A 15,080-nucleotide genomic window follows, 5' to 3' on the forward strand; every position below is an offset into this window, starting at 1 on the left:
TGAAGGCTGTAAGCAAAATTAACCGTTTCACAAGGTTTTGGCAAGTCTCTAGACTTAGCGCCTTTGAGGTTTCTTATGAACGGATTTAAAAATTATGAATAAAAGCGCTAGCTTAGCCTTCTTAGGCTATTTGGCTTTATTGAGTATGCTGGGATTTATTGCAACTGATATGTATTTACCAGCTTTCAAAGCAATTGAAATATCTTTAGATACAACGTCGGCAAATGTGGCCAGCACCTTAACCTATTTCTTAGCTGGATTAGCGATAGGGCAATTACTTTATGGGCCTTTGGTTCTGTGCTGGGGCAAGCGTAACAGCTTGATATTCGGTTTAAGCATGTTTGCTGTGGCCAGTTTTATCGTAGCACTAAGCGATAATATTGTGATGTTTAATGTAGGGCGATTTTTTCAGGCCATAGGTGCATGTAGTGCTTCGGTCATTTGGCAGGCGATTGTGATTGATAAATATGATGCTAAATCGGCTCAAAAAGTGTTTAGCAACATCATGCCATTGGTAGCGCTATCTCCTGCATTAGCGCCAATCTTAGGGGCTTACCTGTTGGAACACAGTGATTGGCAAACTATTTTTGCGGTGCTGACATTATTAGCCGGAATGTTAATTATTGTCACATATTTATGGGTTGAACCTAAACCTGCAATCAAAGCGAGCAATAATCATACAGATGTGAATACAAAACCCAATCAAGTTTCCTACTTCACTATGCTGAAAAATCCACAATACATGGGCAATGTGGTTATTTTTGGTGGTTGTTCAGCCGCATTTTTTTCTTATCTGACATTATGGCCAATTGTGATGCAGCAACACGGTTATGAATCAACACAGATTGGATTGAGCTTCATTCCACAGACGATAATGTTCATTCTTGGCGGATATTTTAGCAAAATATGGATTAAACAACGGGGAGTAGAGCAAAGCTTAACCTTGATACTATCAGTGTTTAGTTTGTGTATAGCTGCGATTGCTACGAGTACTTTAATACTGGGTAGTGAAACCATTTGGCCAATGCTGATCCTCTTTTCAATTTTAGCCGCTGCTAATGGCGCTTGTTACCCCATAGTCGTGAATAGTGCGTTACAGGTTTTTAAGCAGGCATCGGCTAAAGCGGCGGGGTTACAGAATTTTATTCAAATATCTATGGCCTTTGGCGCGTCATCAATTGTGGCGTTTTGGGCTCTTGGAGGTAAAGCAACCATATCTATTGCCATGCTAATTTGTGCTGTCATTGTTTTGGTTGCTACAAGGGTGAGAAAACTATCTGATTGGAACAGCGCGAAAATACATCTGCAACAACCTGATCCTGCTCGGATCAGTATTCATTGTGACGATGGCGGTACAAAATAACACAGATTGTCGATTAGTTAAGCCGACGACACATTTGATCGAATTTTTACTTTACATAGTCAGCGAGGGGCTATATTATTCGCGGCGTTCGGAGAGATGGCAGAGTGGTCGAATGCACCGGTCTTGAAAACCGGCACGGGTTTATAGCCCGTCTAGGGTTCAAATCCCTATCTCTCCGCCACATTAAAAAAGCCCACTGATTTCAGTGGGCTTTTTGCTATCTGAAGTTTAATAATTGATATAAAAAACGCCGCAATTCTAGCGGCGTTTTTCAAATGTTGACGATATTAATGAGACTCTAAAGCTTCATTTTGTAACTCTGCTTGTTCTGCAGTTTTACGATTGAAAAATGCCTTAATATCTTCGATGACAACGTAAAGACAAGGAATTAACCCCAGTGTCACTACGGTGGCAAACAAGACACCAAAAGCCAAAGATACGGCCATCGGAATCACCATCTGCGCCTGCATACTGGTTTCAGTCATTATGGGCACTAGACCGATAAAGGTTGTTAATGAGGTCAACAAGATGGCTCTAAATCGACGGCAACCCGCATTAATCACAGCTTGTCGCATCGGCACGCCTTTGCTTCTTGCGATATTGATATAGTCGACCATCACCAAAGAGTCGTTTACCACCACACCTGCAGCAGCGATGATGCCAAATAACGATAAAGCACTTAAATCGATGCCAATCATCAGATGGCCTAACACTGAGCCGATAACACCAAATGGAATGACCGACATAATCATCAGTGGTTGCACATAAGATTTAAGCGGAATAGCCAATAAGCTATAAATCACCAATAGCGAGATAATAAAATCGCGCATCTGAGTGTTAGCACTGTCCATCTGCTCTTGGATACTGCCGGAAACTTCGCTTTTTACCCGAGGATATTTTTTCAATAATTCAGGGATAAAGTTATCTCGAATATCCTGAGCAAGCTTAAATGGTTCGGCTTGTTCAGCATCAACAGAGCCCCAGACATTGATGGTTCTGTTACCATTTTCACGTCGAATACCATTAACACCTTGGGTAATTTCAATCTCGGCAACTTCAGAGAGGGGGATTTCGCCTCCGGCTGGTGTCAACAACATTACATCATTAACTTGATTGATTGAATTACGCTGGACTTCTGGATAGCGCAACATCACTTTAATCTCTTCGCCGTTACGTAAAATACGTTGAGCCTCCATACCATAAAAACTGGCACTCACTTGGCTAGCGATATCGGCTAAGGTTAACCCCACGCTATTGGCTAAAGGTTTAAGCTGGAACTGCACCTCTTTAGCACTGGATTGCCTGCTGTCGTTGACATCACCCACACCTTGTAAGCTATTGAGTTTAGCTTTTAGTTCGCGAGATGCTGCTACCAACTGTTGTTCATCTTTACCTTCGAGTCTAAAGCTGATGTCACCATCATCGCGACCCCCACCAAACAGATTGTCCTGAATCGTAAAAGACTTAACTCCTGGAATGGTTGGCATTGCCTGACGCCACAGTTCGGCTAAGGCAAAAGTGTCCATGGGTCTGATTTCGGGATCAACTAGCTTGGTCATGATATTGGCACGAGTACGACCTTCAAGATCGACCTGCATATCGGAAATCATTCCCTGGCCATAATCTTGCTCAATCTGCTTATCGACATCGTAGAGTGCTTTTTGAATTGCTAAAGCTGCGGATAGGGTGGCATTTTCAGATGCATCGATGTTCATCTCAACTTTTACACGCGGAAAATCATGGGGGATCTTCGGTTGACCGATAAAGCGGATGATCCCGCCGGCATACAGACCAGCGCAGAGTAGAATAAAACTGATAAATAACATGATCACAGCATAACGATACTTAACCGCTTGTTTTAACGTTGGGTGATAAAGATCCTTAATGATGTACTGCAAGCCGTCATCGACTTTACCCTGTAGATAGTTAACCGCACGTCGGAGTATATCTAAAGGCTTTTTAGAACCTGGCTTAACTATAGTTTTGGCTTTCATGTGCGCTAAATGCGCAGGCAAAATAAGCTTAGATTCTACCAAGGAGAACAGCAGACATAGGATAACCACATAACCAATGGATTGACCGAAAGCGGAAGAGGGGCCTTCATCCATAGTGATGGGTAAGAATGCCGCTATGGTAGTTAATACACCAAAGGTTGCAGGCATAGCCACTTTTTTAACACCACGAATGACGTTATCTATGGTTTGCCCTTTCTCTTCACACTCACTGTGTGCGCTTTCCCCCATGACAATGGCATCATCTACCACGATCCCAAGCACCAAGATAAAGGCAAATAAGCTGATAACATTAATGGTGACATCAATCATCGCCATAGGCATAAATAGCAGGGTACCTAGGAAACAAACCGGCAGTCCCATCATCACCCAAAATGCCAATCGAACCCGCAAAAACAGCGCCAGCATTAAGAAAACCAATACCGCACCACTTTTCATGCTATCAAGCATCAATTGCAAACGGCCTTCGAGGTAATAAGTCATGTCGACCCAAGTATCTAATTTGATCCCTTGGGGCAAGCTGGCTTGTTTTTGCTCAACGTAATTATTCACCACTTTGGCGACGTCGGTAATGCTTTGATCGTTTGAAGCACCCACGAAGAAAGTGACAGAGTTTTTGCCATTAAACTTGGAGTATTGAATCCCATCTTCAAAACCATCGATAACCGTGGCCACATCACCGAGTTTAAGGTTGGTTCCATCTTCTAGGGTAACCAAGGGTAAGTTTTCAAACTCATAACCCACATAAGCCTGATTTTGTACCCTTAGGTTAATGTAACCGTTTTCGGCTTTGATTTGCCCTGCAGACATATTGCGTGAATAACCACGTACAGCACTGGCAATATCATTAAAGGTAAGATTGTACTGACGCAGCTTATCTTTACTGACTTCGATGGCAATTTCATAGCCTAAACCACCGTAAAATTCGGTGATATTGACTAAAGGTAATTGCATTAGCTCATCATGGATTTTCTCGCCAAGTTCTTTCAGTTGTTTTGGCGCCATATCGCCATAAAGGCTGATATAAAATACTTCTTGGCGGAGTTTGATCCGCTCTACCTTGGGTCTTTCCATGCCATCGGGAAAGCTCGAAATGGAGTCGATGGCAGATTTCACCTCTTCAAGCACCATTTGAGGATCATATGAATCTTCAATCCTGAACCAACCCGTGGCTGAGTTACGGTTAGAGTAGGTGATAACTCGTTTTAAACCTTGGACGCTTTCTAAGGCTTCTTCGATTTTAATCGTGATCCCTTCTTCAACTTCTTGCGGCGCTGCACCGGGATAGAAGGCGCTAAATTCGATCCAGTTAATCTCAACTTGGGGGAAAAATTGCTTACGTATAGTATTAGCGGTCAGTAAGCCACCTATGATGATAATAATCATCAATAGGTTCGCCGCGACACTGTTACGAGCAAACCAAGCAATCATGCCTTTGTTAGTATCTGACACGGCTGATTACTCCTTAACTGCCAATTGAGTTTCAGCAATATTATCTATGCTATCAACAGGCTGATGTTTTTGTCCTGGTAAGGCGAGTTTCATCCCTTCAATAGGGTAATCAAGTGCAGATGTAATAACACGCATGCCGTCATCGAGTCCTGAGCCGATGACAACTCGAGTACCTTGCTCACGGACTACATCAACAGCTTGATATTTGAGCTTATTGTCATCATCCAGAATCGCCACTTTTCCACCAACAATAAGGTGACGGGCCAAGGTCGTAACATCTTGAGTCGCTTTACCTTGAATACTTGCTGTGACATAACTGCCGTAACGTAATTGGTTGATATCTGTTTTTAATCCATAAGGATCGGTAATTTCTGCAACTAAGTAAGTCATGCGACTTTTTTCATCAACAACACCTTCACTACGTACCACTTTGCCATGCCAGTCATAAGGCTCTCCGGCATAATTAGCGGTAATGGTGACATTGGCATCGATACCATTTTTATTGAGATAACGAATATCTTTATCCGCGAGTGGAAGGCGGATTTCTGCTTTTTCAGTACTTAATAAGTGCCCAATTTTAGTTCCTGCGGTGACGTAAGATCCTAAGCCAATGTTTCTACCATCAATAAGAGCATCGTATGGCGCTCTGATAACGGTACGTTCAAGATCTCGCTTGGCACGTTTTACACCAGCTTCAGATGAATCTAACTTAGCTTTTTCTTGAGCAAGTTGTGGTTTACGCAAACTCAAATCAGTAGGCACGCCATTTTCAATGCGCTTCCATTCTTCTTCAGCTACTTTGCCATAGGCTTTTTCTTGAACCAGCGCAGCTTTCGCAGAAGCTAGAGCAGCTTCTGCATCGATTAATGCCGCTTCGTAATCACTGGGATCGATTTTTGCGAGAATTTGGCCCTTTTTAACAAATCCACCTTTAACAAAAGTATCAGAAAGATAAGTGATTTCGCCTTTAATTTGTGAAACCAATTCGGTCTCATATTTAGCATTAACAATACCGTATGAGTTAACGTTAAAAATCATAGGGTTTTTATCAACTATTTCGATAGCAACAACAGGGGTATTATCGACAACGGGTTTCTCTTGTGGTGGTTTTTTCATTGCCGCAAATGCGGCGTAACCACCAATTCCGACAGCAAGGATGGCTAAAGGTAAGATAATTTGTTTTTTTGTAGCCACAAAGAAGTCCTCTTTTAGGAGCTAAGTCTATATAAAATAATGAAATATTAATCGCGCATATAATTATGCCTACTATTAGGATATGAATGTTAACGTAAAATGATAATTGTTAAAGTGTAATAATGTAAAAAGGTATGTAATTAATACGCGATATTTGTTCATGTAGAAGATTAAAAACAGATGGGTAATAGATGGGAAAGAGAGCAGTGATGCCGCGTAAAAAGCCATAAAGCAATTTTGGGTACGCACCCAGTTGCGTATATCTACTACTCTCTTAATTCAAGTTTAGCCTGTATTATTAGCCTAGGGTAAAAATCTTAATCAAGATTGTTATTCGATTTAAGCTCAGCTAAAGCCTGATTGGTCATGGTTTCACTGAAGCGGTTTCGCTTATGATGCTTTGGGGCCCATCCTTGTAAAAAACGTTCGAAATCGGCCCAAGCAAAGACCAACAATTGTCGCCATTGAGTCACTAAACTGAGTGTATCATCCTTAGTGAGTTTCGTTTTAACAGCTGATATAAGTTGTTGAAAATAGAACTCAGTGAGGATGTCATAGTGGGTTTCACATTCATCGACACTGAGACAACTACCTAACAGATAGATAAGATCTTTAACGCCAACTCCTGCACCAACATACTGAAAATCAACTGCAGCAACACCTCTGTTTTTGAAATCATCTGAAAAACAAAAATTGGCTACTTTAGCATCACCATGAACCAAGGTTTGAAATTGACATTGATTTAATAGTGTATCGATAGCAGCAGCTTGGTGTTTTAGTTCATTATCGGGCATAGCTTCGAATTCATCTGTTCGTGTGGCTAAATGCCAGTAACAACCCATTGGCCAAAGATCATCACACCAATTAGATTGCGGGTCTTTAGTAATAAATTGGCCATGAAAATGAGCTAACCATGAGATCACAGCTTTACATTCATCGAGTGACAATTGCTCTCGACGGTGAGGAAACCCTTGAACATTAAGATCGCTCAACACCATTATGCTTTGTCCGGTCGCTTCATCGAATTTACTCGCAAGATAGTTTGGCAGTGGTGTTTCTACGCTACACAGATGAGCCCAGTTTTTATACCAAGTAGCCTCGACATGGTAAGAATGCATCTTGCGTTGGTGTGAGTGTTCATTATTCCATTGATAGGGATGTTCAACTTGCGATGGAGGTTGAATATTTTTAACGATAACTTGTTCTTCTTTGCCATCCGTTATTAATTTATAGCGAGCAATTTCACCATAACCACTCCATAACGACTGTATTGTTTCGATTTTTATTGCTTTAGTCGCCTGTAATCTTGTAATCAAAAAATTTGAAACGTCCACTTCAGTACCTACAGAATACGGGCTAATTACTGCCATAAACAAATAGTAATATTCGTGACTGAATAGGGTAACACTATCTAGGAAATGCTGGCGATATACATTTTTTGGTTTCAAAACGGTAATGGTATTGCGCAGTATCGTCGGGAATGATCTCTAATATTTCGTAATCATTAAGTTCTACTACTGCTGAATTTGGCAGCTTTTCACAACGAGAGCGTGTATCTGCTTCTAAATTGAATGCAAACTGTGCAATAAGTTGTCTTACTTTAGCTTTGTAACTATCTCGTATTTCTGCATAGTACATTTCATCAGTGACGGTATTATCGACCTTTTTTGTATTGATATCGCTTATATCTGGCTCTTCGGATGTGACATTTTTGATTTCAGGTCCTGTATCGGCTTTAGCTTTAGTAGAAGGTGTGTTTTTGACTTCAACTGCTAAGGTCTTTTCTAACTTTTCTTCAAAATTATCAAGCAACATAAGAGCGTTATATAACAATATTGCTGACAGAATGAAGCGGATCAACATGGTGATAAAACGATAATGGGCATGTCTAGTTAAGCGCCAACCTGTAATGCCTAAAGGCCGTAACATTAATAAAGTAACAAAATAAAAGGGCACAATGATTTGTGCTATGAGTAAGCCTATTGCGCTGATCACTACAAACCAGGCGGGTAAAAACAGCAAGATGGCAAAGTTATGGGTATAAGTAAAATGACTTGCTGGGACACCCACGATTTCATTGACGATACTTCCGGACATTGCCAATGCGAAATTGGCAATAATGGCGTAAAACAACAATAACAAGGCTTTACCTGCTAAAGAATGCCACACTCGGGTAAATAACGGCCAAAACTCTAAGGTGAGGGCGATGGTTGTAATAATTGCCACAAGCCCTAAAGATTCATTTGCGAATAGCACTATGATGGCGAGCAGATAAAAACGTTGAGGGATGGAACAGTTTCTCCACACACGTTTAATCGGTGAGAATAATGACATTGCCTTAATAGCAAGCCGTTTTAACATATTGTCGGTTGTTAATTGTGGCAATCTGAGCTGCACAGTAATCCCTTAATCAGTGAACATCGTTAAAATGCTTCATGCAAACACAAGCTTAACCATGTTACATTAGTGTTTATTTCCAGTATATAGAGTATCAATTCAGCCTGTTATGCCTATACAAATTGCCCCTTTAACCGAAGCCTATTTTAATCAGGTTATTCATCTTGGAAATTTAGTCCATGGAGAAGGTTATTTAGATAATGCCATGATGTCTGAAATTGCAGCAAAGGGCTATAAAGCAGATGTGAATGCTAATTTTATCGCATTGCTTGATAATCAAGTGATCGGCTTTAGATTAACTTATGCTCCTCAATCATGGCAGGTAGACAAATGGTGCTCACCAGAATTGTGGCCTGTAGATGCTGGCAAGTTATGTTATTTCAAATGTAATACGGTCGCTGAACAACATCGTGGTAAAGGTATTGGCAAGGCGTTATTACAGGCATCTATTAACGCTACACGATTACAAGGTGCGGTGGGAGGCATTAGCCATTTATGGAAACAAAGTCCCGATAATGCAGCCGTAGGTTACTTTTCAAAAGCGGGTGGGAAACTAATTAAAGCTCATGCTCATCGCTGGAATAATAATCCAGATCACCCCGATTATATTTGTGTATTGTGCGGCAAAGATTGCCAATGTACCGCTTGGGAAATGCTGCTGCTTTTTTAATTCGTAGATAACCATTCTTCTATATAAGTGAGCAAAATGCACTATGACCCACTGATATCTTCATCACCTAGCCATCAAGCTTGGCCAAATAGTTATTGGGCTAATAGCGTTAGTCAGCCTACGCCACTGGCGAAATTGACAGGTAGAAAACAGTTTGATGTCGCAATTATTGGAGGTGGCTACACTGGGATACTAACCGCATATTATCTTGCCACTGAGTTTGAAATCGATTGCTGTATTATCGAAGCCAATCAAGTGGGCTTTGGTGCCAGTGGCCGTAATGCGGGCTTTGTTTTAAAGGGATCTGGACGCTTAAGTTATCCGCAAATGAGTGCAAAATGGGGCTTAGAGGTAACCAAAGGAATTTATCGAGAATACACTGCTGCAGTACACAGAGTAGAGCATTTAATCAAGCAACATCATATTGATTGTGACAAGCAAGCGAACGGTTATATCAAGGTGGCTCATAATCGAGCGGCATTCACTAAGTTAATCACAGCGGCTGAATATATAGCGACTCATTTAGGAGACGATGCCCAGCTGTTATCACAACAAGATTTGCAACAGCAATATATGCAAAATCATCAAGCCTTTGGTGCACTGCGTCTGACAGAGGGGTTTGGGGTCAATCCATTAAAATTATTGCTTGGTTATAAAGCCATAGCCATGTCTAGTGGGGTAACCCTTTTCGAGTCCAGTTGTGTTCAAAACTGGCAAACTCAGCCAAATGGTCACATATTACAGACAGAAGAGGGCGAAGTGTTTGCTAAACAGGTTCTGTGTGCTGGTAATGCTTATACCCCTAAACAAATTAATTCACTTATCGATAATCGCTATCTTCCTATCTTAAGCAATGTCATCGTAACTGAGCCTTTGACCGAATCGCAATTGTTAGCCACTGGCCTTAAAACACATCAAGTGATCATGGATACACGCCTACTTAAATATTATTACCGTTTATTACCTGATAATCGCTTGTTATTTGGTGGCCGTGGGGCAATAACTGGTAGCGAGGCCGATAATCCAATTTATGCCAAGCGCTTAAAGCAGGCATTATGTGATTGTTTTCCGATACTTGAAGATTGTTCCATAGAATATAATTGGACGGGCTGGATAGCGGCTGCGTTGGACGACATGCCACACGTGTTTAGTCAAAATGGTGCCAGTTACAGTATTGGTTATTGTGGCAGTGGGGTAGCTTTTGCGGCTCAAGCGGCATTTAGATTAGCCCAGCGGATTGCAGGTGAAGCCGTACCTAATTTACCTTTATATCAAGAAGCCGCACCTAAATTTCCTTACGCAAAATACCGCCGTTTGGTTCAATCAGCCTATTATCAATATGCTTGGTTGAAGGATCGCTACTTTTAAAGCTAATTTTGTTATCATCAAGGCTAAGAGCAAAACCGTGTCAATGTTCTATAATTTTTGACTCTCCTACTTTCTAAGGTAATGAAACGCACTCGTTCTAAGGCAAAGCTATGAAACATGTTGTTGATAAAATGCTCGATAAACACCAGAAATTGGTTCATTCAGAAGGTGTTAAAATCCTGTCTCATACGCAGCGTGAAATAGAGGAATGGGTACAACATACGGTGACGATAGAAGGTTGCGATGCTCCATTTAAATTTAAACGTTCTAAAAAGTACCGCAGCTTGCAGGGCCAAAAAGTCAATCTAACCTACTATCCTGAAACTGAAACTATTGCAGGCTTCGATATCGAAGTGATGAAAGTCGTTCGTATTAAACGTTATTAAACGATCTGGATCAAAAACTAGACAAAAAACCATCAACACTTTATAGAATTTAAGCCTACTTTCAGTATGACTTTCGTACCATTGCACTCGATTAATTGTTATTCAGTAGAGGTTACATGGTACAGGTCAGTCTTATGCAATCATCTCAAGAGGATAGGCGATTGCAATCTTGTTCGATTTTGTCTCAGCAAACTCTTGCACAACAGTTAAAGTATTCAATTGCTTTAGAAATATCCAAAATTAGAGAGCTATTGTTGGTTAGGCATAACGGTTTGCAAAAGATCCCCCATAGAACTTGGCTAATACACAAACATCATAGTCTTGAGCTGTATAAAGATATTTTACTTGCAGAGGTTTCTAAAGCTGAAAAGAAGATTTTACTGGCTTATATAGGTCAACATATTCTTCAAATTGATGAAGTGATTAATAGACATTAAATACAAAAAAAGGAGCCTTAGGCTCCTTTTTAAATGACATTGCAAATTACTTCGCAGACATCAAAGCTACCGCGTTATCAAGCATACGATTGCTGAAGCCCCATTCATTATCATACCAAGCCATCACTTTAACTAAGCGACCATTAACGCGTGTTTGCGTTGCGTCGAAGTTAGAAGAGAAGGGGTTGTGGTTGAAGTCAATTGAAACCAAAGGCTCTTTGTTAATCGATAACACTTCGCTCATTGGTGCCAGGCTTGCAGCTTTTTCAACAATGGCATTGATCTCTTCAACTGTAGTATCACGAGAAGCGATAAATGAAAGATCGACCAATGAAACATTAACCGTTGGTACACGAACTGCCATACCGTCAAATTTACCCGCTAGTTCAGGAACCACTAGGCCAACTGCAGCTGCCGCACCTGTTTTAGTTGGGATCATCGACATTGCCGCAGCGCGAGCACGGCGTAGGTCTGTATGATAAACATCCGATAAACGTTGATCATTGGTGTATGCATGAATCGTGGTCATTAAACCTGACTCAATACCAATTTCATCGTTTAAAGGCTTAGCGAATGGTGCTAAGCAGTTGGTAGTGCAAGATGCATTAGAAATCACAGTCATGTCGGCTGTAATTTCATTATTGTTAACTCCGTATACGACTGTCGCGTCAACGTTCTTCGCTGGCGCAGAGATAATGACTTTCTTCGCACCGGCTGACAAATGTGGTTGTACCGCTTCTTTAGAAGTAAAAATACCAGTACACTCGAATACCACATCGATATTCAGTTCAGCCCAAGGGAGTTTAGCTGGATCACGCTCAGAGAAGGTCAAGATCTTATCTTCATTGACGTAGATAGCTTCTTCATCATGCTCTACTTTAGCATTAAAACGGCCATGAACAGAGTCATACTTAGTTAGATGGGCGTTAATAGATGCATCGCCTAAATCGTTAAGCGCGACGATTTGAATTGGATAATCTTTTTCGCTTTCATAAAGTGCGCGAAGTACGTTTCTACCGATACGGCCATAACCGTTAATTGCAACGCGGATAGTCATCTCATATCCCTCAGGTAATTATATAAAAGAAATCTGGTAGTAAAATTACCAAATTGACAGCTACCGTCAAGTAATATCGGCTTTTTAGCCCTATAACTTTGCTGTCTGGCGAAATTAGAGCCTAACGACGCCTAAAAACACTTACTTTTTTGTAAAAAAAATACTATTAGCAAACAGTTAATCTTACTCATAAGCGATTAAGCATAGCCGATCAATTTAAGAAGAGGGATGTAGTTGAAGTCTTAATTGACTGGAACCGTAATCCCCAGTATTAAGATGTTCCACCAGCTGATTTGCTTGTTTAGTGAGAAAGCTTTCGAGTTGTTTATCCCCCTGGATTAATTGACTCATTCCTTGCTCTGATGCGGTGTTATTAGTCATCAGTAAATTAGCTTTTGAATAAAGAAAGGTTTTTTCAAAATCCTGTTGTTGCTGATAAATAGAAGCTAAGCCGAGTAGCCAGTTGGGATCGAACTGCTCAGGTGTGGCGGTTTCCAATAAAGACAGATAAATTGACTTGGCTTTCTCAATATCAAATTTCTGATAATAGGCCGCTAGCTGTGCCAAGATCAGAGGGTCGGTTATCTTGCCTTGCTGCTGTTGATGAATCACTCGCTGTTGGGCTTGTTGGTCTCCCAGTCGAGTCCAATGGTAGAAAGAGAGGTAGGGGTCTTGATTATCTTTAGTAGACTCCCTTAACTCTGCAAGAGTTTGTGAGCTAAGACCATAGGCTCGGGTTCGATCATTAGTGCGCTCCGGATGTAGAATATGCTGAACCCCAGAGGCAAGTTCAACACACTTATTGTAATCTTCGAGGTTGAGCAGTAATTGATAAACTGGTTTTCCTGCAGAAGTGGACTGTTGCTTAATGAGGTAGCGTTGCTTAATTAGGTCATCTTTTTCAATTTTACACCAGCTATCGCGGTGTAAATCGACACAAAGCTCAGGATTTTTTTTACATATTGCGGCGGTATTCTCGGCTTTATCACAGCCAATTAGCCCCAAAATCGGTAAAATAATCAATAATGGTGTAATCATTACAAAATTAGCTTTCAAATCTCGCTTCCTCTTCGATTTTTTCTAATTAAATTACACGTTTAGAGAAAATATCTTACTAGATTGTAACGCCAGATTTCATTACAATGGCGCCGACCAATAACAGCGACCTAAATACAATACTGATTATTGGTCTTTTCTTATGGTTACTCAATCATTTCTACCTATTAAGTAGTTAAAGTGAGATAAAGGATTCTGTAAATGACCGCTGATAAACACCTACAAAGTTGGCAAGAACGTTTCGAAATGGCTGAGGCAATGCAGCCTCTACTCGGTAAACTTTACCGTAACCAAGGTGTAGAAGTTGTTCTATACGGTAAGCCACTTCTTAACGCATCAACTATCGAAATCATTAAATCACATCGTCTAGTTCGTCGCCATGTGGGTTATAAACTTAGACTACGTGAAAGTTTTCCTTTTGTAGAGGCTTTGAGCAAACTTGCTGTTAAGCAATGTAAAGTAGATATCGGCAAGTTAGCGATAAACTATTGGCGCAACCATAACGATGCGAGTGAAGTTGAAAGTTATATGGCAGAGCAATTAGCTTCTGCTATTGACCATGAAGATAATCAACAAGCTCGTGACGTTGTGTTGTATGGTTTTGGCCGTATCGGACGTTTATTGGCACGTCTTCTTATAGAGCGTACCGGCGTCAGTAACAAGTTATGTTTACGTGCAATCGTATTACGCGGTGGTCGTAAGGGTGACTTAGAAAAACGCGCCAGCTTATTACGTCGCGATTCAGTACACGGTCCGTTTAATGGGTCTGTTGAAGTTGATGAAGAAAATAATGCCATTATTGCTAATGGTACTTATATTCAGGTGATTTATGCTAACTCTCCTGATGAAGTGGATTACACCCAATATGGTATTAATGATGCTTTGGTGGTCGATAACACAGGTATCTGGAAAGATGAAGCAGGCTTAGGATTACACCTTAAATCAAAAGGCGCAACTAAGGTATTGCTGACGGCTCCGGCTAAAGGCGCAATTAAGAATATCGTTTACGGTGTGAATGAATCAGACATCTTAGCTGAAGATACTATTGTGTCGGCTGCAAGCTGTACCACCAATGCCATCACTCCAGTACTAAAAGCAGTGAATGATAAATACGGCATCGTTAATGGCCATGTTGAAACCATCCACTCTTATACTAATGATCAAAACCTGATTGATAACTACCATAAAGCTGACCGTCGTGGACGTAGTGCACCACTCAACATGGTGATCACTGAAACGGGAGCAGCAAAAGCTGTCGCCAAAGCCTTACCTGTGCTTTCGGGTAAATTAACCGGTAACGCAATTCGCGTACCTACACCTAACGTGTCTATGGCAATCATTAGCTTGAACCTTAATGGTGAAACCAATAAAGAAGATATGAATGAGTATCTTCGTAACGTTGCACTGTGTTCTGAGCTACAAAACCAAGTTGATTTCACTGAATCTACTGAGATTGTGTCTTCAGATCTTGTTGGCTCTCGTTATGCCGGTGTAGTTGATTCACAAGCAACGATTGCAGAAGGTAACCGTACTATTATTTATGTATGGTATGACAACGAGTTTGGTTATAGCTGCCAAGTGGTTGGTGTAATGCAGAAAATGCTGGGACTAAATTACCAATCTTTGCCAGCGGCTTAAGTTTTATTATCCCCCAAATGCCTTGGTAATTCGCCAAGGCGTTTTTGTTT

Annotated in this window: 12 protein-coding genes and 1 tRNA gene; 7 read left to right on the plus strand and 6 right to left on the minus strand. The window is 40.9% G+C overall.

The features are described from left to right. Window positions 1-94 precede the first annotated feature (94 nt). Complete coding sequence (gene punC / locus L1D21_RS06785; RefSeq protein WP_239844485.1) at window positions 95-1,363, plus strand: purine nucleoside transporter PunC; 1,269 nt, start codon at window positions 95-97, stop codon at window positions 1,361-1,363. A 90-nt stretch (window positions 1,364-1,453) separates the two neighbouring features. Continuing rightward, window positions 1,454-1,544: transfer RNA gene (locus L1D21_RS06790), tRNA-Ser, on the plus strand. Between the two features lie 106 nt (window positions 1,545-1,650). On the opposite strand, the gene L1D21_RS06795 is transcribed toward L1D21_RS06790, so the two are convergent. The 4 genes from L1D21_RS06795 to L1D21_RS06810 form a co-directional block, all read right to left on the minus strand. After that, on the minus strand, window positions 1,651-4,827 hold the full coding sequence (locus L1D21_RS06795) for an efflux RND transporter permease subunit (protein WP_239844486.1): 3,177 nt from the start codon (window positions 4,825-4,827) through the stop codon (window positions 1,651-1,653). Window positions 4,828-4,833: 6 nt separating this feature from the next. Then, window positions 4,834-6,021, minus strand: coding sequence for an efflux RND transporter periplasmic adaptor subunit (locus L1D21_RS06800; RefSeq protein WP_239844487.1), 1,188 nt, complete (start codon window positions 6,019-6,021; stop codon window positions 4,834-4,836). A 317-nt stretch (window positions 6,022-6,338) separates the two neighbouring features. Continuing rightward, window positions 6,339-7,355 (minus strand): ecdysteroid 22-kinase family protein, encoded by a 1,017-nt coding sequence (locus L1D21_RS06805; RefSeq protein WP_239844488.1) that lies wholly within the window; start codon window positions 7,353-7,355, stop codon window positions 6,339-6,341. A gap of 73 nt (window positions 7,356-7,428) precedes the next feature. Further along, window positions 7,429-8,406 carry a hypothetical protein gene (locus tag L1D21_RS06810; protein WP_239844489.1) on the minus strand — a complete coding sequence of 326 codons (978 nt, stop codon included), beginning with the start codon at window positions 8,404-8,406 and terminating at the stop codon, window positions 7,429-7,431. Window positions 8,407-8,527: 121 nt separating this feature from the next. On the opposite strand from L1D21_RS06810, the gene L1D21_RS06815 reads away from it, so the two are divergent. From L1D21_RS06815 to L1D21_RS06830, 4 genes are all read left to right on the plus strand, one after another. After that, window positions 8,528-9,088 (plus strand): GNAT family N-acetyltransferase, encoded by a 561-nt coding sequence (locus L1D21_RS06815; protein WP_239844490.1) that lies wholly within the window; start codon window positions 8,528-8,530, stop codon window positions 9,086-9,088. Between the two features lie 36 nt (window positions 9,089-9,124). After that, a complete protein-coding gene (locus tag L1D21_RS06820; protein ID WP_239844491.1) occupies window positions 9,125-10,456 on the plus strand; it encodes an FAD-binding oxidoreductase in 1,332 nt (443 codons plus the stop codon). A 110-nt stretch (window positions 10,457-10,566) separates the two neighbouring features. Continuing rightward, the gene (locus tag L1D21_RS06825) at window positions 10,567-10,842 is read left to right on the plus strand and encodes a hypothetical protein (RefSeq protein WP_239844492.1); all 276 of its coding nucleotides are present in this window, start codon (window positions 10,567-10,569) and stop codon (window positions 10,840-10,842) included. A gap of 134 nt (window positions 10,843-10,976) precedes the next feature. Further along, entirely contained in the window at window positions 10,977-11,279 is a 303-nt protein-coding gene (locus L1D21_RS06830) for a hypothetical protein (protein ID WP_239844493.1), read from the plus strand. Between the two features lie 46 nt (window positions 11,280-11,325). On the opposite strand, the gene gap is transcribed toward L1D21_RS06830, so the two are convergent. Both gap and L1D21_RS06840 read right to left on the minus strand, forming a co-directional pair. Further along, entirely contained in the window at window positions 11,326-12,336 is a 1,011-nt protein-coding gene (gene gap / locus L1D21_RS06835) for a type I glyceraldehyde-3-phosphate dehydrogenase (protein ID WP_239844494.1), read from the minus strand. 216 nt (window positions 12,337-12,552) lie between these two features. After that, window positions 12,553-13,392 (minus strand): DUF2989 domain-containing protein, encoded by an 840-nt coding sequence (locus L1D21_RS06840; protein ID WP_239844495.1) that lies wholly within the window; start codon window positions 13,390-13,392, stop codon window positions 12,553-12,555. A gap of 201 nt (window positions 13,393-13,593) precedes the next feature. On the opposite strand from L1D21_RS06840, the gene L1D21_RS06845 reads away from it, so the two are divergent. Next, window positions 13,594-15,030, plus strand: coding sequence for a glyceraldehyde-3-phosphate dehydrogenase (locus L1D21_RS06845; RefSeq protein ID WP_239844496.1), 1,437 nt, complete (start codon window positions 13,594-13,596; stop codon window positions 15,028-15,030). The last annotated feature ends 50 nt before the right edge of the window (window positions 15,031-15,080 follow it).

This window comes from Shewanella sp. Isolate11 (genome assembly GCF_022398315.1).
Classification (GTDB): Bacteria; Pseudomonadota; Gammaproteobacteria; order Enterobacterales; family Shewanellaceae; genus Shewanella.